30 protein-coding genes are annotated in these 22,699 nt (G+C 30.1%); 21 read left to right on the top strand and 9 right to left on the bottom strand.

The genetic code is table 11. The features are described from left to right. Window positions 1-17: 17 nt before the first annotated feature. The 14 genes from ACH5TW_RS14160 to ACH5TW_RS14095 all read left to right on the top strand — a co-directional run bounded on the left by ACH5TW_RS14160 (window position 18) and on the right by ACH5TW_RS14095 (window position 11,068). The gene (locus ACH5TW_RS14160) at window positions 18-1,145 is read left to right on the top strand and encodes a PQQ-dependent sugar dehydrogenase (RefSeq protein WP_439337158.1); all 1,128 of its coding nucleotides are present in this window, start codon (window positions 18-20) and stop codon (window positions 1,143-1,145) included. A gap of 5 nt (window positions 1,146-1,150) precedes the next feature. Then, the gene (locus ACH5TW_RS14155) at window positions 1,151-1,546 is read left to right on the top strand and encodes a c-type cytochrome (RefSeq protein ID WP_439337157.1); all 396 of its coding nucleotides are present in this window, start codon (window positions 1,151-1,153) and stop codon (window positions 1,544-1,546) included. Window positions 1,547-1,611: 65 nt separating this feature from the next. After that, a complete protein-coding gene (gene udk / locus ACH5TW_RS14150; RefSeq protein ID WP_439337156.1) occupies window positions 1,612-2,217 on the top strand; it encodes a uridine kinase in 606 nt (201 codons plus the stop codon). After that, complete coding sequence (locus ACH5TW_RS14145; protein ID WP_439337155.1) at window positions 2,218-2,544, top strand: FtsB family cell division protein; 327 nt, start codon at window positions 2,218-2,220, stop codon at window positions 2,542-2,544. Further along, window positions 2,537-3,910: a methylmalonyl-CoA mutase subunit beta gene (locus ACH5TW_RS14140; protein ID WP_439337154.1), complete on the top strand. Its 1,374-nt coding sequence runs from the start codon at window positions 2,537-2,539 to the stop codon at window positions 3,908-3,910. The genes ACH5TW_RS14145 and ACH5TW_RS14140 overlap by 8 nt, the downstream gene beginning before the upstream one ends. A gap of 1 nt (window position 3,911) precedes the next feature. Next, window positions 3,912-4,511: a hypothetical protein gene (locus tag ACH5TW_RS14135; RefSeq protein ID WP_439337153.1), complete on the top strand. Its 600-nt coding sequence runs from the start codon at window positions 3,912-3,914 to the stop codon at window positions 4,509-4,511. Between the two features lie 48 nt (window positions 4,512-4,559). After that, entirely contained in the window at window positions 4,560-5,204 is a 645-nt protein-coding gene (locus tag ACH5TW_RS14130; protein ID WP_439337152.1) for a hypothetical protein, read from the top strand. 196 nt (window positions 5,205-5,400) lie between these two features. Next, window positions 5,401-6,165, top strand: coding sequence for a ParA family protein (locus ACH5TW_RS14125; RefSeq protein WP_439337151.1), 765 nt, complete (start codon window positions 5,401-5,403; stop codon window positions 6,163-6,165). Window positions 6,166-6,168: 3 nt separating this feature from the next. Continuing rightward, on the top strand, window positions 6,169-7,086 hold the full coding sequence (locus tag ACH5TW_RS14120; RefSeq protein ID WP_439337150.1) for a ParB/RepB/Spo0J family partition protein: 918 nt from the start codon (window positions 6,169-6,171) through the stop codon (window positions 7,084-7,086). After that, the gene (locus ACH5TW_RS14115; protein ID WP_439337149.1) at window positions 7,076-7,690 is read left to right on the top strand and encodes a DUF5683 domain-containing protein; all 615 of its coding nucleotides are present in this window, start codon (window positions 7,076-7,078) and stop codon (window positions 7,688-7,690) included. Before ACH5TW_RS14120 ends, ACH5TW_RS14115 begins: the two co-directional genes overlap by 11 nt. Window positions 7,691-7,692: 2 nt before the next feature. Next, window positions 7,693-8,400 carry a 4-hydroxy-tetrahydrodipicolinate reductase gene (gene dapB, locus ACH5TW_RS14110; protein ID WP_439337148.1) on the top strand — a complete coding sequence of 236 codons (708 nt, stop codon included), beginning with the start codon at window positions 7,693-7,695 and terminating at the stop codon, window positions 8,398-8,400. A gap of 67 nt (window positions 8,401-8,467) precedes the next feature. Continuing rightward, window positions 8,468-10,039, top strand: a complete 1,572-nt coding sequence (lepB, locus tag ACH5TW_RS14105; RefSeq protein ID WP_439337147.1) for a signal peptidase I — start codon at window positions 8,468-8,470, stop codon at window positions 10,037-10,039. Between the two features lie 97 nt (window positions 10,040-10,136). Further along, window positions 10,137-10,760, top strand: a complete 624-nt coding sequence (locus ACH5TW_RS14100) for a WbqC family protein (RefSeq protein WP_439337146.1) — start codon at window positions 10,137-10,139, stop codon at window positions 10,758-10,760. Then, entirely contained in the window at window positions 10,760-11,068 is a 309-nt protein-coding gene (locus ACH5TW_RS14095) for a DUF6122 family protein (RefSeq protein ID WP_439337145.1), read from the top strand. The genes ACH5TW_RS14100 and ACH5TW_RS14095 overlap by 1 nt, the downstream gene beginning before the upstream one ends. A gap of 41 nt (window positions 11,069-11,109) precedes the next feature. Here the strand turns inward: ACH5TW_RS14095 and ACH5TW_RS14090 are convergent, their stop codons facing one another. The 8 genes from ACH5TW_RS14090 to ACH5TW_RS14055 form a co-directional block, all read right to left on the bottom strand. Beyond that, entirely contained in the window at window positions 11,110-12,144 is a 1,035-nt protein-coding gene (locus ACH5TW_RS14090) for an endonuclease/exonuclease/phosphatase family protein (RefSeq protein WP_439337144.1), read from the bottom strand. A 25-nt stretch (window positions 12,145-12,169) separates the two neighbouring features. Further along, the gene (locus ACH5TW_RS14085) at window positions 12,170-13,060 is read right to left on the bottom strand and encodes a rhomboid family intramembrane serine protease (RefSeq protein ID WP_439337143.1); all 891 of its coding nucleotides are present in this window, start codon (window positions 13,058-13,060) and stop codon (window positions 12,170-12,172) included. Beyond that, complete coding sequence (locus ACH5TW_RS14080) at window positions 13,060-13,884, bottom strand: rhomboid family intramembrane serine protease (protein WP_439337142.1); 825 nt, start codon at window positions 13,882-13,884, stop codon at window positions 13,060-13,062. The genes ACH5TW_RS14085 and ACH5TW_RS14080 overlap by 1 nt, the downstream gene beginning before the upstream one ends. A gap of 3 nt (window positions 13,885-13,887) precedes the next feature. Continuing rightward, complete coding sequence (gene mutL / locus ACH5TW_RS14075) at window positions 13,888-15,747, bottom strand: DNA mismatch repair endonuclease MutL (RefSeq protein ID WP_439337141.1); 1,860 nt, start codon at window positions 15,745-15,747, stop codon at window positions 13,888-13,890. A 3-nt stretch (window positions 15,748-15,750) separates the two neighbouring features. Then, a complete protein-coding gene (locus ACH5TW_RS14070; protein WP_439337140.1) occupies window positions 15,751-16,038 on the bottom strand; it encodes a riboflavin synthase subunit beta in 288 nt (95 codons plus the stop codon). A 19-nt stretch (window positions 16,039-16,057) separates the two neighbouring features. Further along, window positions 16,058-16,303: a hypothetical protein gene (locus tag ACH5TW_RS14065; protein ID WP_439337139.1), complete on the bottom strand. Its 246-nt coding sequence runs from the start codon at window positions 16,301-16,303 to the stop codon at window positions 16,058-16,060. A 93-nt stretch (window positions 16,304-16,396) separates the two neighbouring features. Next, window positions 16,397-16,882 carry a 6,7-dimethyl-8-ribityllumazine synthase gene (gene ribH / locus ACH5TW_RS14060; protein ID WP_439337138.1) on the bottom strand — a complete coding sequence of 162 codons (486 nt, stop codon included), beginning with the start codon at window positions 16,880-16,882 and terminating at the stop codon, window positions 16,397-16,399. Between the two features lie 18 nt (window positions 16,883-16,900). Next, entirely contained in the window at window positions 16,901-17,671 is a 771-nt protein-coding gene (locus tag ACH5TW_RS14055) for a tetratricopeptide repeat protein (RefSeq protein WP_439337137.1), read from the bottom strand. A gap of 138 nt (window positions 17,672-17,809) precedes the next feature. Here ACH5TW_RS14055 and recF point away from each other — a divergent pair, with 138 nt between their 5' ends. The 5 genes from recF to ACH5TW_RS14030 all read left to right on the top strand — a co-directional run bounded on the left by recF (window position 17,810) and on the right by ACH5TW_RS14030 (window position 20,557). Further along, window positions 17,810-18,889 (top strand): DNA replication/repair protein RecF, encoded by a 1,080-nt coding sequence (gene recF, locus ACH5TW_RS14050; RefSeq protein WP_439337136.1) that lies wholly within the window; start codon window positions 17,810-17,812, stop codon window positions 18,887-18,889. 10 nt (window positions 18,890-18,899) lie between these two features. Further along, window positions 18,900-19,580, top strand: coding sequence for a mutarotase (locus tag ACH5TW_RS14045; RefSeq protein WP_439337135.1), 681 nt, complete (start codon window positions 18,900-18,902; stop codon window positions 19,578-19,580). 35 nt (window positions 19,581-19,615) lie between these two features. Continuing rightward, window positions 19,616-19,912, top strand: a complete 297-nt coding sequence (locus ACH5TW_RS14040) for a DciA family protein (RefSeq protein WP_439337134.1) — start codon at window positions 19,616-19,618, stop codon at window positions 19,910-19,912. 97 nt (window positions 19,913-20,009) lie between these two features. Beyond that, the gene (locus tag ACH5TW_RS14035) at window positions 20,010-20,201 is read left to right on the top strand and encodes a cold-shock protein (protein WP_034044451.1); all 192 of its coding nucleotides are present in this window, start codon (window positions 20,010-20,012) and stop codon (window positions 20,199-20,201) included. Window positions 20,202-20,365: 164 nt separating this feature from the next. Then, window positions 20,366-20,557 carry a cold-shock protein gene (locus ACH5TW_RS14030; RefSeq protein ID WP_439337133.1) on the top strand — a complete coding sequence of 64 codons (192 nt, stop codon included), beginning with the start codon at window positions 20,366-20,368 and terminating at the stop codon, window positions 20,555-20,557. A 77-nt stretch (window positions 20,558-20,634) separates the two neighbouring features. On the opposite strand, the gene ACH5TW_RS14025 is transcribed toward ACH5TW_RS14030, so the two are convergent. Beyond that, window positions 20,635-21,054: a nucleoside-diphosphate kinase gene (locus ACH5TW_RS14025; RefSeq protein ID WP_439337132.1), complete on the bottom strand. Its 420-nt coding sequence runs from the start codon at window positions 21,052-21,054 to the stop codon at window positions 20,635-20,637. Window positions 21,055-21,142: 88 nt separating this feature from the next. Here ACH5TW_RS14025 and ACH5TW_RS14020 point away from each other — a divergent pair, with 88 nt between their 5' ends. After that, entirely contained in the window at window positions 21,143-22,165 is a 1,023-nt protein-coding gene (locus ACH5TW_RS14020; protein ID WP_439337131.1) for a DHH family phosphoesterase, read from the top strand. Next, window positions 22,158-22,694, top strand: a complete 537-nt coding sequence (gene gldI / locus ACH5TW_RS14015; protein ID WP_439337130.1) for a gliding motility-associated peptidyl-prolyl isomerase GldI — start codon at window positions 22,158-22,160, stop codon at window positions 22,692-22,694. Before ACH5TW_RS14020 ends, gldI begins: the two co-directional genes overlap by 8 nt. The last annotated feature ends 5 nt before the right edge of the window (window positions 22,695-22,699 follow it).

Here is a 22,699-nt window from a genome sequence, read left to right as displayed (position 1 = left end):
CTTTAAATCAAAAAATCATGAAGAAACAGATTTATTTTCTAATTATAGCAACACTTATCTCTTTTTCAGCATGTGCACAACAAATAGATTCTGAAATAAAAGCAGAAGACCAAAAAAATGTAAATTACACAACAGAACTTATTGTACCAGATTTAAACATTCCGTGGGGCATGGTGTTTTTACCTGATGGCAGTATGCTAATTACCGAAAAAACAGGAGAAATTATACACTTTAAAAATGGTAATATAACAAATATAAAAAGTACTCCAGAAGTTTATGTGCGTGGGCAAGGAGGGTTAATGGATATAGAATTACATCCCGATTACGAAAATACTGGTTGGATTTATTTATCATTTTCTTCATCTGAAGGAGTAGGCGATGGTGGCAATACTTCTATTATGCGCGCTAAACTAAAAAATAATACTTTAGTTAATAAAGAATTACTTTATAAGGCTGAACCTAACTCAAAAAAAGGGCAACATTTTGGGTCTCGAATTGAGTTTGATAATGAGGGTTACTTATATTTTTCAATTGGTGATCGCGGACAACGCGATGTAAACCCGCAAAATATAACACGAGATTGTGGTAAAACTTACAGGCTTAATGATGATGGAAGTATTCCTGAAGACAATCCTTTTATTAATACGCCTAATGCCAAAACAGCTATTTTTAGTTACGGACATAGAAACCCACAAGGCATGGCAAAAAATCCATTAACAGGAGCCATTTGGGTTAATGAACATGGACCAAGAGGTGGTGATGAAATAAATATTATAGAAAAAGGCAAAAACTTTGGGTGGCCTGTTATTTCTTATGGTATCAATTATAGCGGAACACCTTTTACAGATATTACAGAAAAAGAAGGCATGGAACAACCGCTTTTTTATTGGGTACCATCTATAGCCCCAAGTGGAATGGCATTTATTACATCTAACATATATCCCGAATGGAAAGGAAGCGTATTAGTTGGTTCTTTAAAATTTTCATATTTAGAACGCTTAGTACTTAAAAACAATAAAGTTATAAAACGCGAAAAACTATTAAACAACATGGGGCGCGTTAGAAATGTACGCCAAGGTCCTGATGGTTATATTTATGTAGCTGTTGAAGGAAAAGGAATTATTAAAATCATCCCAAATAAATAAAACACATGAAAATATTATTTTTAAGTTTAATTGTAGCAGTTTCATTTTCATGTAACTCTCAAAGTAATGATTTAAAAGCAAGCATAGATAGAGGTAGCGAAATATATACCGATTTTTGTATCTCGTGTCATTTACCAAATGGAACAGGAGTTAGAAAGATTTATCCACCACTTGCAAAGTCAGACTACTTATTAAAAAATAGGGAAGCCAGTATTAAGGCAATTAAATTTGGGTTAAATGGCAAGATAACAGTTAATAACGAAACATACAATAATACTATGACAGCTTTAGGCTTAAGTGACGATGAAGTTGCAGATGTTATGAATTATATTTATAACAGTTGGGGAAATAAAAACGAAAAATTAGTTACTGAAGAAGAAGTTTCTAAAATTAAAAAATAAAAGCGATTACCTTTATAAAACTATACATTTAACTAACTTTGTAAAAAGCTAATTAAATAACAAACATGTTAATTATAGGAATTGCAGGTGGTACTGGCTGCGGAAAAACTACGGTTGTAAACAAAATACTAAATGAACTTCCTGAAGGTGAATTAGGTATTATTTCTCAGGATTCTTATTATAAAGACACCACGCATTTATCCTATGAGGAACGGGTTAAAATAAATTTTGATCATCCTAGGTCTATAGATTTTGATCTGTTAACAAATCATTTAAAAGCATTAAAAAATAACGAAGTTATACACCAACCTGTTTATTCGTTCGTTAAACATAACAGAACAGGTGATACTGTTTTAACGCACCCCAGAAAGGTAATGATTGTTGAAGGCATCTTAATTTTAACCAATCCAGAATTACGAGACCTTTTTGATATTAAAATATTTGTACATGCTGATACTGACGAGCGTTTAATCAGAAGGCTAAAACGAGATATAACAGAACGTGGTAGAGATATTGATGAAGTTTTAACAAGATACCAAACTACATTAAAACCAATGCACGATCAGTTTATTGAACCTATGAAAGAGTATGCAGATATTATTATACCAAACAACAAACACAACACGGTTGCGATAGATATTGTTCGCACCATAATAAACGAAAAACTCTAAGTGGCAAAATTCAATCAAAATAAATATTTAAAACCATTTAAAAACTGGTACGTTTTAATTCTAGCAATTTTTGCTGTTTGGATGATTTTTTTTGACACCAATTCATGGTTCATTCACAACGAATTGAATAATGATATTAATGACCTTGAAGCTGAAAAAAAATATTACGACAGAGAAATAGAGAAGGACAAAAAAGGCATAAAAAAATTAAGTACAGAAAAAGGCTTAGAAAAATTTGCTCGTGAAGAATATTATATGAAACGCGACAATGAAGAAATTTTTATAATTGAATACGAAGACAGTTTAAAAGTAAAACAAAATGACTAAACGGTTATTTAATGAATTTGATTCGGTTTCATCAAAGCAATGGAAACAAAAAATTCAGTTTGATTTAAAAGGAGCTGATTATAACAGTACCCTTATTTGGAAGACTTCTGAAGATATTTCGGTTAAACCATTTTACAATGCCGATGATTTGCATGAAGGCTTAACCACATCAAACACTAAAACAACGGAATGGAAGATTTGTCAATCTATTTTTGTCGCTAATGTTGAGAAATCAAATTTAAAAGCCATTAGTGCTATTAAAAGAGGTGCCGATAGTATCAAATTTATTATTCCTTCTGAAACGGTTTCAATTGAAATTTTATTAAAAAACATCGATTTAAATACGACTTCAATTCATTTTGAATTACAATTTTTATCTATCAATTTTATCAAGATTATTTCTACTATTTCCGCGAAAGCAAAAATCTATTATCATACAGATATTATTGGAAATCTTGTAAAAACAGGAAACTGGTTCAACAATCTTAAGGATGACTTCTCTCAATTTGATGCTATTGTAAAACAAACAAAATCTTTAAGTATTAATGCATCGTTATATCAAAATGCGGGAGCAACTATAGTACAACAATTAGGATATGCATTAGCCCATGCAAACGAATATTTAAACCACTTAGACACTACGCTTACTAGTGAAGAAAAAGAATCTATTAACATCAATTTCAACATAACTGTTGGCTCAAACTACTTTTTCGAAATTGCAAAACTACGAGCGCTTCGATTACTCTGGAAAACGTTGGCTTCAAAATATAAAATAAACACGAATTGCCACATTACAGCAACACCTTCTATACGTAACAAAACATTATACGATTATAATACTAATATGTTACGAACTACCACAGAGTGTATGAGTGCTATTTTAGGTGGTGCAAATACTATTTATAATGCGCCTTACGATTCCCTTTTTCATAAAAACAATGAATTTGGAGAACGTATAGCCAGAAATCAACTATTAGTTTTAAAACATGAAAGCTATTTTGATAAAATTGACAACCCTACCGATGGTGCTTATTATATTGAATCGTTAACAAATCAATTAGCAGAAAAAGGCTTAGAATTATTTAAAGATATCGAGAAAAGCGGTGGTTTTTTAAAACAATTAAAAGCAGGCACTATCCAAAGAAAAATAAAAGAAAGTGCAACAAAAGAACAACAACTTTTTGATAGAGGTAAAAGTATATTATTAGGCACCAATAAACATGTTAACCCTAATGATAATATGAAAAATGAACTAGAAATTTATCCTTTTGTAAAAACCAATCAAAGAAAAACATTGATTGAACCTATAATAGAAAAACGATTATCAGAAACATTAGAACAAAAACGATTAAAAAATGAACTTTAACATGAACTCAAATTTAAAACTTATTGCATTATTTTTAGGAATGACTTTACTAAGTTGTAAAAACGAAAACACGTTACCTGAATTTAAATATAGTGACAAATCCATTGCTTTAACATGCACTGATGTCAATTCAAAATTATATAATGAAGCATTGTATTCATTTGAAAATGATATCTTAATTTTTTATAGTAAAAACAAACCAAACCCATCTTTAATTCAAGCTTATAGCCAGTTTATTAGAAATGCTCGTTATGGAAGAGCTAAATATGAAGAAATCATTTCAGAACATACTTCAAATATTTTTAAGACACTAAAGCAAGACAATGATTTATGGGATGCTAACAACACAAAAAGTCATTTAAATTATAATAGTAAGCTTATAAAATGTATTGCAGAGAATTTAAAAGATGAAAATTTAAAAACAACATTTAATGCGCTTTTATCAACAAATAGCATGAGTCCAAAGTTATTTGCTTCACCATTAGCTACAAAATATAGAAATGTGATTTCAGACAAACATTTAGCATCATATGTAGCCTTCGATTTATTTTATGCCAATTTATTTAACTTAGATTTATCTAAATTAAATTTTGAGAAATAGAATTTATTTACATAATTAATTATTACAAGATAAACATTATTATACCTATTGAATAAAAAAAACTCAATAACATCATTCTTTTTAATTGTAATTCCTTTATTCATGGTTTCCTGTTTAAGAATGCCATCAGATATAAATAATTGGATTAATATTGATAATATTAAAGACATAAAAGGAACCTATCATTTTCTAAGTGATGATGGTATAAAAATTTATCTACCAGAAAGCTTTAAAAAATATTCAATAGCAGAATATCAGCATTTATTAGATTCATTAACAACCAAAGAAGATTATCAATTAGAAATAAAACGTCTACAACATTTAAAACAAATGAAAGGTAATTTTTATATTTTTTTTGAGGAAGACACACGCTCTACATATACAATAAACACCATGCCATATATGCCACTAAACAAACAAGATGCACAATATATTTTGGGTTTAATATCTATGAATAACAAAAAGGTTTCTAAAAAAACCGATTTAGAGTTTACTAAAATAACAGCTAAATACAATAGTAACTCAAATGTTCAAATTTTTAAAGCAATACATAGAATTGACAATTATAAAAAAAAATCAACTAGCTTTAATTCATCATATGTCGTGTCTTCAAACAAAAAAACTATTTATGTGCAATTATTAACTGGATTTGAAGCTAACTTCGATTTATTTCTACAAAAGATGATTTTATAAGGAAAAAATAAAACCACTAATAAATATTTTTTTTACAGGTACAGTATAGCATATAAAACCTTAAAAAAGAGATTAAAAACATAAAAATATATCCAAATATATCTATTTTAATAATAGACTGTACGTTCTTAACATAATCCATTTTTATTCCTCATAAATAATCGTATTTTTACCGTTAATAAAACCAAATCATTTAATGGGTAAAATCATTGCAATTGCTAACCAAAAAGGAGGTGTTGGAAAAACAACAACATCTATAAACCTAGCCGCTTCACTAGGCGTTCTAGAAAAAAAAGTATTACTTATTGATGCTGACCCTCAAGCAAATGCAACTTCTGGAATTGGAATTGATGTAGAATCTGTTGAGATAGGAACCTACCAACTTTTAGAACATTCAAATTCAGCAAAAGAAGCTATTATTAAAACAGAAACACCAAACTTAGATATTATTCCGTCGCATATTGACTTAGTTGCTATCGAAATAGAGCTTGTTGATAAAGAAGAACGCGAATACATGCTAAAAAAAGCATTACAAGAAATTAAAAACGATTATGACTATATTATAATTGATTGTGCGCCATCGTTAGGCTTATTAACACTAAATGCTTTAACGGCTGCTGATGCTGTAGTAATACCTATACAATGTGAATATTTTGCACTAGAAGGTTTAGGCAAGTTACTAAACACAATTAAGAGTGTTCAAAAAATTCATAATCCAGAATTAGATATTGAAGGCTTATTACTTACCATGTACGATTCGCGCTTACGATTATCTAATCAAGTGGTTGAAGAAGTACAAAAACACTTTAACGATATGGTTTTCCAAACCATTATACAACGTAACGTACGCTTAAGTGAGGCTCCAAGCTATGGTGAAAGCATAATTAATTATGATGCTGCTAGTAAAGGAGCAAGTAATTACTTAAGTTTGGCAAAAGAAATTATCAATAAAAACTCCTAAATTATGGCTAAGGCAACCAAAAAACAAGCTTTAGGTAGAGGTTTATCGGCTCTTTTAAGCGACCCTAGCAACGACATACAATCTGTTCAAGATAAAAATGCTGATAAAGTAATTGGTAATATTATTGAATTAGACATTGATTTTATTGAAGTTAACCCGTTTCAACCTCGAACTAATTTTAGCGAAGAATCGTTACGCGAATTGGCTTCTTCTATTAAAGAACTAGGCATTATTCAGCCTATAACTGTTAGAAAACTAGGCTTCAACAAATACCAATTAGTTTCAGGAGAACGTCGTTTTAGAGCTACTAAATTATTAGGATTAGAAACCATTACGTCTTACGTAAGAATTGCTAATGATCAAGAATCATTAGAAATGGCACTTGTTGAAAACATTCAACGTCAAGATTTAGATCCTATAGAAATTGCATTATCATACCAACGTTTAATTGATGAAATTAATTTAACACAAGAGCAAATGAGCGAACGTGTTGGAAAAAAACGTTCTACCATCACAAACTATTTACGTTTACTAAGATTAGATCCTATCATACAAACTGGTATGCGAGATGGTTTTATATATATGGGACACGGCCGTGCTTTAATAACTATTGAAGACCAAGCAACACAATTAGATATATATGAAAAAGTATTATCTAATAAACTATCAGTTAGAGACACTGAAGTTATGGTGCGTAACTTTAATGATAACGACAAAGTAAAAGTACCTTCAAAGAAGAAAGAAGATGAGGTAGAAGAACTTCCAAAGTTTATAAAAAAAGGTGTTAGTACATTCTCAGAATACTTTGGTCATAAAATTGACGTTAAAGTCTCTAAGAACGGTAAAGGAAAAATAACCATTCCTTTTCATTCAGAAGAAGATTTTAATCGTATTAAAAAATTAGTTCAAGGTGCCAAATAAATTCATAATAGCAAGTCTATTCGCATTACTTTTTTGCTTTTCAATAATTGGACAAGAAAAAAAAACAAAAAAACAAAAGCCTAAAAAAGAGATCGTTATAGATTCGCTTGTTACTATTAACGAACCTATAAATCCATTATCTCCGGCTAAAGCCGCTTTTTATTCTGCTGTTTTACCTGGTTTAGGACAAGCCTACAATAAACAGTATTGGAAAATACCACTTGTTTATGCAGCTCTAGGTACTGGAATCTACTTTTACACCAACAATACTAAAGAATACAATAGATATAGAGATGCTTATAAAAGTAGATTAGCTGGCTTTAAAAATGATGAGTTTTATCTTGATTCTCAAGGTGAACCATTAGATACTCCAAGAGTAACTACAGAAGGCCTTGAAAGAGCTCAAAAATTCTATAGAAAGAATAAAGAAATGACACTTTTGGCACTTGTGGGTATTTATGCTTTAAATATTATTGAAGCCAATGTATCATCGCATTTAATGCAATTTAATGTCGATGAAAACTTATCTTTAACACCACATTATAAAATGAATGAGATTGATGCAACAGGCAATCTCGGATTAACCTTAAATTTTAAATTTTAATTATGAACATTGCTTTACTAGGATACGGAAGAATGGGACAAACCATAGAACAAATTGCCATTAAACGTGGACATAATATTGTTTTAAAGGTTGACAAAGATGATAGAGATTACGATATAACAAAAGCAGATGTTGCTATAGATTTTAGCATACCTAACGTTGCTTTCAACAACATATCTAATTGTTTAAATAATAATGTTCCTGTTATTTCTGGAACAACGGGTTGGTTAGAAAATTATGATAATGCAGTGGCTTTATGTAAAGAAAAAAAGGGCGCATTTATTTACACTTCTAATTATAGTTTAGGAGTTAATATATTTTTCGAGTTAAATAAAACATTAGCAAAAATGATGAGTAATTTGAAACAATACAATGTTTCAATGGAAGAAATTCATCATACTAAAAAGCTTGATGCTCCTAGTGGGACAGCCATCTCATTAGCAAACGATGTTATAGAATTTAACACTAATTTTAAAGCTTGGGAATTAGATGCAAAAAAAGAAGACACTACAATTCCAATTGTAGCTAAACGTATCGAAGACGTACCCGGAACACATACAGTTAATTATGAAAGTGAAGTTGATACAATAACTATTGAGCACATTGCGCACAACAGACAAGGGTTTGCCCTTGGTGCCGTAATTGCAGCTGAATGGATTGTTGGTAAAGCAGGTGTTTTCACAATGAACGATGTGTTAAATATTGGTTAATACTTATAACTTTATGTAACAACATAAGGAAGTTTAACTACTAACAAAAAAATTAAAAATTACGATTATGACATTGATGCAATGGTTTATATTCATTCTAATTATTCAAGTAATACATGGTTTAGGCACTTGGAAGCTATATATTAAAGCAGGCAGACAAGCTTGGGAAGCTTTTGTACCAGTATACAATGGTGTTATTTTAATGAAAATCATTAATCGCCCTTGGTGGTGGGTAATTCTACTATTTTTACCTATTGTAAACATAATTATGTTTATAGTAGTTTGGGTAGAAACCGCAAGGAGTTTTGGTAAAAACCAACCTATAGACACCTTTTTATCTATTATTACACTTGGTTTTTACAACTACTATTTAAATTATTTCACCAATGTAGAACATGTAAAAGATAGAAGTATTAATCCGAAATCTGGTTCTGGTGAATGGACAAGTTCTATCTTATTTGCTATTGTAGCAGCAACAATTGTTCACACGTATTTTATTCAACCTTTTACAATCCCTTCTTCTTCATTAGAAAAATCATTATTAGTAGGCGATTTTCTATTTGTAAGTAAGTTTCATTACGGAGCTAGAATACCAATGACAACAGTTGGAGCTCCTATGGTGCATGATACTATACCTGTTTTAAAAAATAAATCGTATTTATTTGATGATCATAAAGGAAGTAATTCATGGATAAATAAACTACAGCTTCCATATTTAAGATTCCCTGGATTTGAAAAAATTGAAAGAAATGAAATTGTAGTATTCAATCAACCTGCAGATACTCTGTTGGATATGAATAACTTTCATCCTGATAGAAATTATTACAAACCAATAGATAAGAAAACCAATTTAGTAAAACGTTGTGTTGCTATTGCTGGAGATTCTTTAGAAGTACGTGATGGTTTTGTTTATATAAATGGCAAGAAAAATGTATTACCAGATCGCGCACATTTACAATTCAGTTATTATGTACAACCTAAAACCAATCAGTTTAATCCTAAATACTTAAAAGAACGTTACGACATTACAGATGGTTTTGGAATTATAAATAACAAAAACACTTATTACTTTTCTGCTATTTCTGATGAAGCATTAGCTAAATTTAAAAATCACCCTAACGTAGCTAGTATTACTCCTAATATACAAGAGAAAGGAGTAAGAGATTCAAATATTTTTCCACATGACCCTAATTATAATTGGAATGTAGACTTTTTTGGTCCTTTATATATACCTGAAGCAGGAAAAACAATTGACATAAACCTAGACGTATTACCATTGTATAAACGAGCTATTTCGGAATACGAAGGCAACGAATTAAAAGTTAAGGGCAACCAAATTTTAATTAATGGTGAAGTAGCAACTTCATATACCTTTAAACAAGATTACTATTGGATGATGGGTGACAACCGCCATAACTCAATTGATGCAAGAGCTTGGGGATTTGTTCCTTTTGACCATGTAGTTGGTAAACCTGTATTTATTTGGATGAGTTGGGATGGCAAAAACCCTAGATGGGAACGTTTCTTTACTACCGTTAGCGGATCAGGAAAAGCTACATCTGTTTTCATTCCGTTTATAGTTTTACTATTTGGATTATTTGGATTTAATAAATGGAGAGCACGAAAAAAAAGTAGTTAATTTGTTAATATTTGTCATTCCTGCGAAGGCAGGAATCCGCAATCTAAAATAAGTTTCAATTTATAAGATTCCTGCCTACGCAGGAATGACAGTACAAATGAAAATCATCATTCATCCAACATATTTTCCAAACATTGCACATTTCGTTGCTATGGTCAAAGCAAAGGAAGTAAAACTTGAGGTTGATGATAATTTTTTAAAACAAACCTATAGAAATAGGACTTATATATACGGAGCTAACGGAAAACTGACTTTAAATATTCCTGTTATACACACGCAAAAAAATCGTCAAAAATACCGTGATGTTAAAATTTTTAATGAAGAAAAATGGCAAAGTCTTCATTGGAAATCATTGCTTTCAGCATACAGAACCTCTCCTTTTTTCGAATATTACGAAGATGAACTTCAACCCTTATTTGATCTAAAAGTTGATTACATTTTAGATTTTAATTTAAAATGTTTTGAAGTTATTTGCGATTGCCTACAATTAGAATTAAATATTTCTAAAACGGAAGTTTATCAAAATACAATTGAAGGGTTTTCAGATTTCAGATATTTAGTAAACGCTAAAAAAGAACAACCTCACACTTTTGATACTTATACACAAGTTTTTAATAATAAACATGGTTATATCCCTAATTTAAGCATCTTAGATTTATTATTTAATGAGGGCCCTAATGCTTTAAATTATTTAGAAACTCAAACTATAATAACTCAATAATGCTACAAACCTTTGCGCATTACGGATGTCATATTTTTATTCCGTTACTTGTTGCTTTACTTTTCTATAAAAGAACATGGAAAACAGCCTTTTTAATTATGTTTGCGGGCATGTTAATAGACTTAGACCATCTATTAGCAACTCCTATTTTCGATCCAAATAGATGTAGTATAGGTTTTCACCCGCTTCACTCCTATTTTGCTATTTTGTTTTATGTATTTCTTTTAATTCCTAAAAAGTCACGATTAGTTGCATTGGGCTTAGTCATACATATTTTTTCAGATTTTGTAGATTGCTCGTTTATGTAATAATTTAGAAACAAATTCCTGTCTACACAGAAATGACAAACTTATTTATCCATACTTAAGTTCGTCATAACAGGATAATGATCTGAATATTGGTTTTCATAAGTCTTAAAACCATTTACAGCAAAAGCATCATCAGCAAAAATAAAATCAATTCTTACTGGAAAGAATTTAAAATCGTAAGTACGTCCAAAACCACTCCCGCGTTCTTTAAACGTGTCATTTAAATCGCCTTTTATTTTTCTATACACATACGAGAACGCTGTGTTATTAAAATCGCCACAAATAACCATTTTATATGTGCACTGTTTTTTATGCATTAAAAATAATTCAGTTTGAAACTGTTGCATTTTAAAAGTTCTTCCAACACGTTTTAAAAGACGTTCAGAATCTTCTTTTTTGAGACTTTCAACCTTTGTATCAATATGTAACGATTCTAAATGAATATTATAAAAACGTATGGTATCCACTCCCTTTACAACATCTGCAAAAATAGCATTATTACCTGTATCTGGAAATTCAACAGAACCAGAATTCACAATAGGAAACTGAGAAAAAATAGCTTGTCCATATTTTGTTTTTTTACCTGAAAGCTTTTCAAACTTATGTTTAAAAAATGACAAATCGATATTTTTATGTGGATGATATTCCTGAATACTTAAAACATCTGGTGCTTCCGTTTTTATAAAATCTACCATTTTAGTTTCAACACCTTTCTCAGGAATCCAATCATACAAATTAAAAAGACGAACATTATAATTCATCACCTTTATATCCTGAGGGTTTTCAGTTTTTTCTGAAGATGAAAACTTATATAAAGTTCCAAAAGACAAATATCCAATTAACAGAATTACGAAAGACAACATGAATTGCTTTTTCCGTTTTACTAACCAATAGATAAAAAACAAAACATTGATTAAACCAATAAAAGAAACACCTAAATTAAGAACTGATAATATGGAAAATGTTTTAGGAGGTAAAAAAGGTAAAGCATAAGAAAACAGTAACAAAGTTGCAAAAACAACATTGATGAAATAGATTATTTTATCAATAAAACGCAACTTTTTCATATACTTCATTATTTTTTTTAGAAGCTAAATCATATTACTTTCCTGCTCTAAATAAATATTCCTTTTCTTCGGCAGTTAAACCATCATAACCACTTTTACTAATCTTATCTAAGATAATATCAATTTTTTTCTGGTTATTAAACTCATTAAAATCAGCTTTCTTAAAACCACCAACTTTGCTTTTATTTTTGTGTACTGTTTTTAAAGGTGTTTTTTTTGAAGGTTTAAACATATTTGTAGTGCTATCCATAAGCGCTTCAAACCCTTTACCTATATCATTACCTTTCAGTAATTGCTTAGCATATAAATAACCTAATAAAGCACCACCTAAATGGGCTAAGTTCCCTCCAGAATTACCCAAAGGATCATTAAGACCTGCGACCACTCCAATAACATCAATAATAACAATAGCTAAACCTACGTACCAAAGCTTTAAATTAAAGGTGAAAAAACGCACATCTTGATTAGGCATATATGCACAAAGAAATATTAACAAAGCTCTTATAGCTGCCGAAGCACCAACCAAATGCGTATTAACACCAAACACACTAGGAAACAACGTGTAGCAAAGCATATATAACAATCCTCCAGACATAGCTCCTAAAAAATAAATATTCAATGCCATTTTAGGGCTAAACAAGTTTAAAAACATACGCCCTATAAAATACAACCATAACATATTAAACAAAATATGCATGAAATTATAATGTAAAAATGCATAGCTAATAATTGCCCAAGGCTTTAAAATGAAATTAGAAAAGTCACTAGGTAAATCTAGCCACTTCAAACTAGTCTCATCAGGAAGAGTCAAAAACTTAGTTAGCAAATAACCAATAATAAAAACTACTATATTAATAGCAATAATTTTTTCTAACACATTAAGATTAGATAATTTTTCTTTTATGTCTTGAGAGAGAGTTGTCATTAGTTCCAACGATTTCTATTAAACTGCGTTTTTTTCCAATACCACATAATTAAAAAGCCTGTTAATGCACCTCCAACATGTGCAAAATGAGCTGTATTACTAGGACTAAATATAGAATGCCCACTTAATCCTGAAATTAAATCTAAAATAATAATTCCTGGAATAAAATATTTTGCTTTTACAGGAATTGGCAAAAATATCATCATTAATTCAGCATTAGGGTTCATCATTCCAAATGCTACCATAACACCCATAATACAACCAGATGCTCCTACCATTGAACTATTGTTTGTAACAACATTCATTTCATACAAAGCATTAAATGCTGATTGATCAATAACAGAAGAATTAATTCCATATTCAGAAAAAACCTGAATCATTTCTTTTGATAAAATTTTACTGTCAAAAACATTACCATTCAAAATATTTAAATTAATAATTTTATCCACTAAATCATTTGGCAATCCTAATGTTGAAATATCATTTAATGATGGAATATATTGAAAATAATAATACCCAACCTGCAAAGCTACAGCGCCTAAACCTGCAGAAATATAAACAAACAAAAAACGTTTAGACCCTAAAACTTGCTCAACTGGAGAACCAAACATCCAAAGCGCAAACATATTAAACAAAATATGTGAAACACCTCCATGCATAAACATGTGCGTTATTATTTGCCAAGGCCTAAACTCATCATTCTTTGGAAAATACATAGCAAACCATTCATAAAACAATTCACCATTACCTATGGACAAAGTACCAATAAACATAATCACATTAATGATTATTAAATGCTTAACGGTTTCTGAAATCCTCATCATAATCTATATAAATTTTTTATCTAACTCATCAACACTCATCGTAACAAATGTAACTCTATTAGTAGGCGAAACATTAGGTTCTTTACAAGCAAACAACTTATTTACCAAATGTTCTTGTTCATCTTTTTGTAATGATTGCCCTGTTTTAATAGCTAAACTTTTAGCCATAGATTTTGCTAATAAATCGGCAGCACTAAAATTACTATCTGGCACTTCATTCTCAACATCACTAATTAATTGTTCTAAAATAATAGAAACCTCACTTTCTGGCACACCAACTGGCACGCCTGTAATTTCTACCAACTCTTCTTTAACGTTAGAAAACATAAAACCTGTATGTTCTAAATCATCTTTTAATTGCTGAATAACAACAATTTCTTGAGTTGAAAAATGCAACTGAAGCGGAAACAACAATTGTTGACTCATAGCTTCCTTAACCGTTAAGTTTTGAAGAAAATCTTCATACAAAACACGTTGATGCGCGCGATGTTGATCGATAATCATCATACCAGATTTAATAGTACTTACAATATATTTGTTATGAAGTTGATAGGTAGTATGAGTATGCTCTACTTCTTTATCATTTTCAAATATAGACACGGTTTCTGCCTCACTTTCAAAATGCACTTCACTAAAATCTTGTTCGGTTTTGGTGCCTTTAGATTCTAATCCAACATATAAACTTTCCCAACTAGAACTAGAAGCTGGTTCTTTTTTATAAGCCACTGCCCTAGCTTTAGAAGCGGTTTCTTCTTTAAACGGATTAAAGCTTCTATCTATTTCTATTTTAGGAGTATCTGCTTTGTCTTTATTACTATAACTGTATGGTGTATCTAAACTAGGATCGCGATCAAAATCTAACACAGGTGCTATATTAAACTGTCCTAAACTATGTTTTACAGCCGATCGTAATAAGGCATAAAGCGTATGCTCATCATCAAACTTAATTTCTGTTTTTGTTGGATGAATATTAATATCTATAGTTTGCGGATCTACCGTAAGATTTAAAAAATAACTTGGATGCGTACCGCTTTTTAGTAAACCTTCAAAAGCCGAAGAAATAGCATGATTTAAATAGGCACTTTTTATAAAACGGTCGTTCACAAAAAAATACTGTTCGCCTCTAGATTTTTTAGCAAACTCTGGTTTTCCTACAAATCCTGAAATTTTTAACACCTCGGTTTCTTCTTCAACAGGTACTAATTTTTCATTTGTTTTATTTCCAAAAATATTGACTATACGTTGTCTAAAATTACTAATTGGTAAATTAAATGATTCACTTCCATTATTATAAAGTGCAAAACTAATATCTGGATGCGCCAATGCCACACGATGAAACTCATCAATAACATGGCGTAATTCTACTGTATTTGATTTTAAAAAATTGCGTCTAGCAGGAATATTAAAAAACAAGTTTTTTACAGAAATAGAAGATCCTTTAGGTGTTACAACAACTTCTTGAGAGGTAACGCTGCTACCTTCAATAACTATAACATTACCAACATCATCACTTTCCTGCTTTGTTTTTAATTCTACATGTGCAATAGCAGCAATACTAGCTAAAGCTTCACCACGAAACCCTTTAGTGTTTAATTGAAATAAATCATCGGCACTTCGAATTTTAGAAGTTGCATGACGCTCAAAACTTAATCGGGCGTCAGTATGACTCATACCTTTACCGTCATCAATAACCTGTACAAGTGTTTTACCTGCATCTTTTATTATAAGTTTAATAGTTGATGCTCCTGCATCTATAGCATTTTCAAGAAGTTCTTTAACTACTGATGCTGGACGTTGTACAACTTCTCCAGCAGCTATTTGATTTGCTACATGATCTGGTAAAAGCTGAATGATATCTGCCATGTATTATTTAGAAAAGAAAATAGATAAATCGAAATCGATGATAAAAAGAAATAATAAAACAAGCACAGCTACAATAATAATTATGCGTCGATTTGCTTCTTTATCTTTATTAGTTTTTAATTCGTTTAAAGCATTAACAAATTTAGTTTTCAACCCATTGTTATTACCAACTGTTGTTCTATATTCATCAAACTTATGTTTAATTTCATAAGGATTGCCTTGTCCTTTATCATCATAAAAGCGAGGTGTATAACTAAACTTTTTATTTTTACGCAATTTTAAGATTCCCATAATTTCTAAGTTTTTTAAGTTACATGTATTTTTTTTCTAATAAATACATACAAATCAATAATAATACCAAAACAAAGATTAAGGTACGCATTGACATAGACGCTCCTACTTTACGTTTATTATTTTGCTTCCATTTTGAAGCAAAATCCTTTTCACTAGATGTTTCTAAGTCAGAATTACCTTCTTCTTTTGAAAATCTTGATTGATAATTAAACGATTTATTTTTACGCTGTTTAAACAAAGTGTATGAATGCTTATACCTCAAAAATACTTAAAAATAGGGAGAAACTAAGAATTGAAATGCCAAAAATTGTTAACAAAACACCTTAAACAGAATACTCTTAAAATTTAAAAATGACTAACTATTATTTCTTAACTCAGCCATTTTTATAGCAGCTATAGCAGCTTCAGTGCCTTTATTTCCGTGTTTACCTCCAGAACGCTCGATAGATTGTTGCATATTATTATCGGTAAGCACACAAAAAATCACGGGTGTTTCATGCAATACATTAAGGTCTTTGATGCCTTGTGAAACACCTTCGCAAACAAAATCGAAATGTTTCGTTTCACCTTGAATTACACTACCAATAGCAATAACAGCATTTACCATTTGCTCTTGCATTTTCTTACTTCCGTAAATAAGTTCAAAACTACCTGGAACATTCCAACGCACTATATTTTCTGGCAATACACCATTTTCGATTAAAGCGTCGTAAGCCCCTTGGTATAAGCCTTCGGTAATATTATCATTCCATTCTGAAACAACAATCCCAAACCGAAATTTACTCGCGTCTGGGATTGTTGCTTTATCGTAATCTGATAAATTTTTATTTATCGTAGCCATTTTATATTAAAATTGGTACTATTTATTTGCTAAAACTTTTGCTTTTCCAATAAAGACATCAACCGTTGAAGCTTCATTAGCATTAGGAAACTCTTCTTTTATTTTTTCGAAATATGATAAAGCTTTATCAGCTTTTCCTAAATCTAAAGCAATAGCTCCTGCTTTATATAAATACATTGGTGTTGTATATCCATTGTTACGCATATTAGCAGCTTCTTCATAATACCCTAAAGCATCATCTTTCTGGTTTAATTGCACAAAAGCATCACCTATATTTCCTTTTGCTAAAGGCGCTAAAATTTCGTCATCACTTTTAAAATTACTTAAATACTCAACGGCATTCTTGTAATCTTTTAACCTTAAGTAAGCAGTACCTGCATAATAGTTAGCTAAATTAGCCGATGGTGTTCCACTATATTCTTCAATAATATCTAACATTCCAAATTTACCTTCACCACCATTTAGTGCCAAATTGTATAAAGAATCTTTTTTCGCACCAGTTACAGCTTCATCAAAATATTTCTGAGCTTGAAACATATCGTTCATAGCATTTACCTGCTTTGGTTTTGCTACATATTCTTTATAAGCTAAAGACCCTAAAACTACCGCAGCAACGAGTCCTACTATAATAAAAATATATTTTTGATTCTTAGCAACAAAGTCTTCAGTTTTAGATGCCGTTTCATCTAACGTATTAAACACTTCTGCAGTTGTAGAACCTTCTTCTATATTCTGTTCTTTCTCTACTTTATTTTTAGGTTTATAACCTCTTTTATTATAAGTCGCCATTTATTCTTTCTAAATTAATGTGGCGCAAAAATATAATTTTTCTTCAGAACTAAAAGGGTATTTATTTGATATTTTTCAATAATTTGCACTTCTTTTTATGAATTACAAGTTCGAAGCACACAATAAGTTGCCATTTTTATGATTTTAAAATCACTTTCATTACTTAATTACAAGAATTTTGATAGTAAATCATTTACTTTCAATGAGAAAATAAACTGTATTGTTGGTAATAATGGTATTGGTAAAACCAATGTTTTAGATGCTATTTATCATTTATCTTTTGGAAAAAGTTATTTTAATCCGGTAGCAACTCAAAACATTAAGCACAATGAAGACTTTTTTGTGGTTAATGGTGAATATGAAAAAGAAAGTAAACCTGAAAAAATCATTGTTAGCCTAAAACGCGGACAACAAAAAGTAATTAAACGCAACGGAAAAGCCTATGAAAAATTTAGCGAGCACATTGGCTTTTTACCTTTGGTAATTATTTCGCCTGCCGATAGAGATTTAATTATTGAAGGCAGTACTACACGTAGAAAATTTATAGACAGCGTTATTTCGCAAAGCGATAAAAATTATTTAAGCTATTTAATAAATTACAACAAAATCTTGGCACAGCGCAATGCCTTACTTAAATATTTCGCACTTAATCATACGTTTAATAAAGACACCCTCGAGGTTTACAACAAGCAACTTACCGATTATGGCTCTCAAATTTTTGAAAAACGTGATTCTTTTTTAAAAGCATTCATTCCTATTTTTAAGTCGCGTTACGAAGCCATTAGTAATGGAAATGAAGTAGTTGATTTAAAATACCATAGTGATTTATTTGAAAATGATTTAAACACACTATTACAACAAGCTATTAACAAAGATAAAGCGCTACAATATACCAGCGTTGGCATTCATAAAGACGATTTACATTTTAATATAGCAGAACATCCTATTAAAAAATTCGGAAGTCAAGGTCAACAAAAATCGTTTTTAATAGCCTTAAAATTAGCGCAATTCGATTTTATAAAAGCACAGAGCAATGTAAATCCTATTTTACTATTAGATGATATTTTTGATAAACTGGATGAAAACCGTGTTTCACAAATTATTAAGTTAGTAGATGACGAGAATTTCGGACAATTATTTATAAGCGACACACATGCCGAACGTACTGAAGCAGCTGTAAAACAAGTGCATCAAAGTTATGAGATTTTTAAGCTTTAAACTTGTTTAAATGAACCTTAACGAGCACTACAACAATCTTTACACAGAATCTATTCAAAAAATATCTAATAACAATTATCAAATTGATGATTTAATAGAATCTTCATTAGATAAAAGATTCGGAATCACACTTGTTATAAGACCTTCTATTGAAGTTAAAAATGAAATTCAAAAATTTCTAAATGAACTAAAATCAATAGATTCAAATCAATATTATTATCAAAATTCAGATATCCATATAACAGTTATGTCTATTATATCATGTTATGATGGATTTAAATTAGAAAACATCAAACAATCTGAATACATAAAAATTATTGAAGAAAGCATCATTAAAAATTCTAATTTAAAAATTGATTTTAAAGGAATTACAGCATCTCCTTCATGTATTATGATACAAGGTTTTATGAATAACGAATCTTTAAACAACATAAGAAACAACTTAAGAGAAAACTTTAAAAACACTACCTTAGAGCAAAGTATTGACAAACGTTATTCTATACAAACAGCACACAGTACAGTAGTTCGTTTTAAAGAAAAATTAAATAAAAAATCTGAATTATTAAAAGCCATTGAAAGCTTTAAAAATTATAACTTTGGCTCATTTTCTGTAAACAACATAGAATTAGTTTATAATGATTGGTATCAAAAAGAAAAACACGTAAGGAAATTATTTAAATTTGATATTTAAGAATAAAACCGACTTAACAAGTTATAATAGACACTATGGCAAAACGTAACAACGAACATATAAGCATAAGTGACGCATTAAGAGAATTTGTTGAAACCAATAAATTAGAAAAAGGTTTAGACAAAGTAAATGTTGCCGATGCTTGGGCAAACCTTATGGGAAATGGCGTTAACAACTACACAACATCTGTAAATTTAGAGCGAGATACCTTATATATACAATTGAGTTCTAGTGTTCTTAGAGAAGAATTAAGCTATGGTAAACAAAAAATAATAGACATGCTTAACGAAGAATTAGGCAAAGAAATTATTAAAAAACTGGTACTGCGATAATTAGATATTTTAAAATATTATAAATATTTTAAAATAAAAGAAAAAGCTATCATTATTTATGCTACCTTTGAGACTTAATTATTTTAATACAAATACAATGAGTAAAGGTACCGTAAAATTCTTCAACGATTCAAAAGGATTTGGATTTATCACTGAAGATGACAACAACAAAGAACATTTCGTACACATTTCAGGACTTATCGATGAAATTCGTGAAGGTGATGCAGTTGAATTCGATCTACAAGAAGGTAGAAAAGGATTAAACGCCGTAAACGTAAAAGTAATCTAAGATATATACTTTAACAATTACAACTTAAAAGTCTGTCAAAAATATTTGACAGGCTTTTTTTTATTTCTTATCTTTTCCTCGCATAACTCACTGTTAAGTAGAAAATTATTATTTGGCATTAAGTTTGCAATCCAATTAGTAATTAATTTAATATTTTTAAAACAATGAGTAAAGGAACAGTAAAATTCTTCAACGATTCTAAAGGATTCGGATTTATAATAGAAGAAGGTTCAAACAAAGAACATTTTGTTCACATTTCTGGATTAATCGACGAAATTCGCGAAGGCGATGAAGTTGAATTTGATTTACAGGAAGGTAGAAAAGGTTTAAACGCAGTAAATGTAAAAGTAGTTTAATATATATTACTAACATTATTGAAACAAAAATCCCGCAACAATGTTGCGGGATTTTTTATATAAATATTTTTTAATACTTAAAACATATCTCTTCCAGAGAAATGAAAAGCACCTTCAATAGCAGCGTTATCATCGCTATCACTTCCGTGTACTGCATTTTCACTAATTGAATCTGCAAACATTTTACGAATAGTACCTTCGGCCGCATCAGCAGGGTTTGTAGCACCAATTAAAGTTCTAAAATCTTCAACTGCATTTTCTTTTTCTAAAATTGCAGCAACAATTGGTCCACGAGTCATATATTCAACTAACTCTCCAAAAAACGGACGCTCATTATGAATTGCATAAAATGTTTCAGCATCAGCTTTAGTCATCTGTGTTAATTTCATTGCAACAATTCTAAATCCTGAAGCTGAAATTTTTTCTAATATTGCGCCAATGTGTCCTTTTTCAACCGCATCTGGCTTTAGCATTGTAAATGTTCTATTTGTTGCCATTTTATTAAATTTAATTTTGCGCAAAAGTAATGTATTTCTATTTAAAAACAATATAAACAAATTTTAAAAAATTGTATCTTCGCTCACTATGACAAAAGAAGATATTACAAGTATAAAACAGCTACTTTCAACAAAAAAAAAGATAGTAATTGTACCACATAAAAACCCTGATGGCGATGCTATTGGCTCTACTTTAGGTTTATACCACTACTTATTAAAAAACAACAATCACGATATTACAGTAATAACGCCAAATGATTATCCTAGTTTTTTAAAATGGATACCAGGAGAATCTACTATTTTAAAACACGATTCGCAAACAAAAACTTGTAATGATTTAGTTGAAGCTGCCGATATTATTTTTACCCTAGATTTTAATGCATATCATAGAACAGGAAATATGGAAACTGTTCTAGAAAAAAGCAGTGCTATTAAAATAATGATAGACCACCATCAAGCGCCAGATAATTATGCCACCTACATGTTTAGTGATGTAAGCATGAGTTCTACCTGCGAAATGATATATCATTTTATTGATATGCTTGGTGATACCGATGCTATAAATGTTGAAATTGCTACCTGTTTATATGTGGGAATCATGACAGATACAGGCTCTTTCAGGTTTCGTTCTACCACAAGTAGAACGCACGAAATTATTGCACATCTTATAGAAAAAGGAGCAGACAATACCCAAATTCATAATAATGTATACGACACTAATACCTACGAACGTTTACAATTATTAGGATGCGCCCTTAATAACTTAAAAGTTATTCCAGAATCTAGAGCGGCCTATATTAGTTTATCGCAAGAGGAATTATTTAAATATAATTATAAGAAAGGTGATACCGAAGGCGTTGTTAATTATGCGTTATCTTTACAAAACATAGTACTTGCTGCTATTTTTATTGAAGACAGACAAGAAGGTATTATAAAAATATCGTTGCGCTCGAAAGGCGATTTTTCGGTTAACGAATTATCACGCTCTCATTTTGAAGGTGGTGGTCATACAAATGCTGCCGGAGGAAGAAGTCATTTATCACTAAATGATACTATTGAAAAATTTATCAATATATTACCTAGCTATAATAAATCCCTGAATAATGAATAAATTTTTAACATTAATATGCATTGTATTTATAGCGGCATGTAAAAGTCCTGAGGCTAGAAAACCTATATCTACTAAATCAGGGTCTATTATTAATGCTTCCATAGAACGCAACAAAAAATTAAATGCTAAAGAACAAGCTGCTATTCAAAAAATTATGGAGCAGCAAAATAATACATTCATAGCTTCTCAAAGCGGATTTTGGTACTACTACAATCTTAAAGTTGAAAATGATTCTTTAAAAACACCCGTTTTTGGAGACATTATAAACTATAACTATGATGTAAAACGCTTAAATGGAGACCTTATTTATTCTAAGGAAGAAATAAAAACTCAAACGTATGCTATGGATAAGCAAGAGCTTTTCACAGGTTTACGTGAAGGTTTAAAACTTTTAAAAACTGGTGAAACAGCAACTTTTATATTTCCATCACAAAAAGCTTATGGTTATTATGGAGATGAAAATAAAATATCACACAATACACCTATAGTTTGTGAAGTCACCGTAAATTCTATAACAACCCAAAACTAAATATA

The organism is Thalassobellus sediminis (genome assembly GCF_044386045.1).
Classification (GTDB): Bacteria; Bacteroidota; Bacteroidia; order Flavobacteriales; family Flavobacteriaceae; genus Thalassobellus; species Thalassobellus sediminis.
The sequence above is the reverse complement of the archived record's forward strand: the minus strand, read 5'-3'. Positions and strand labels throughout refer to the sequence as shown.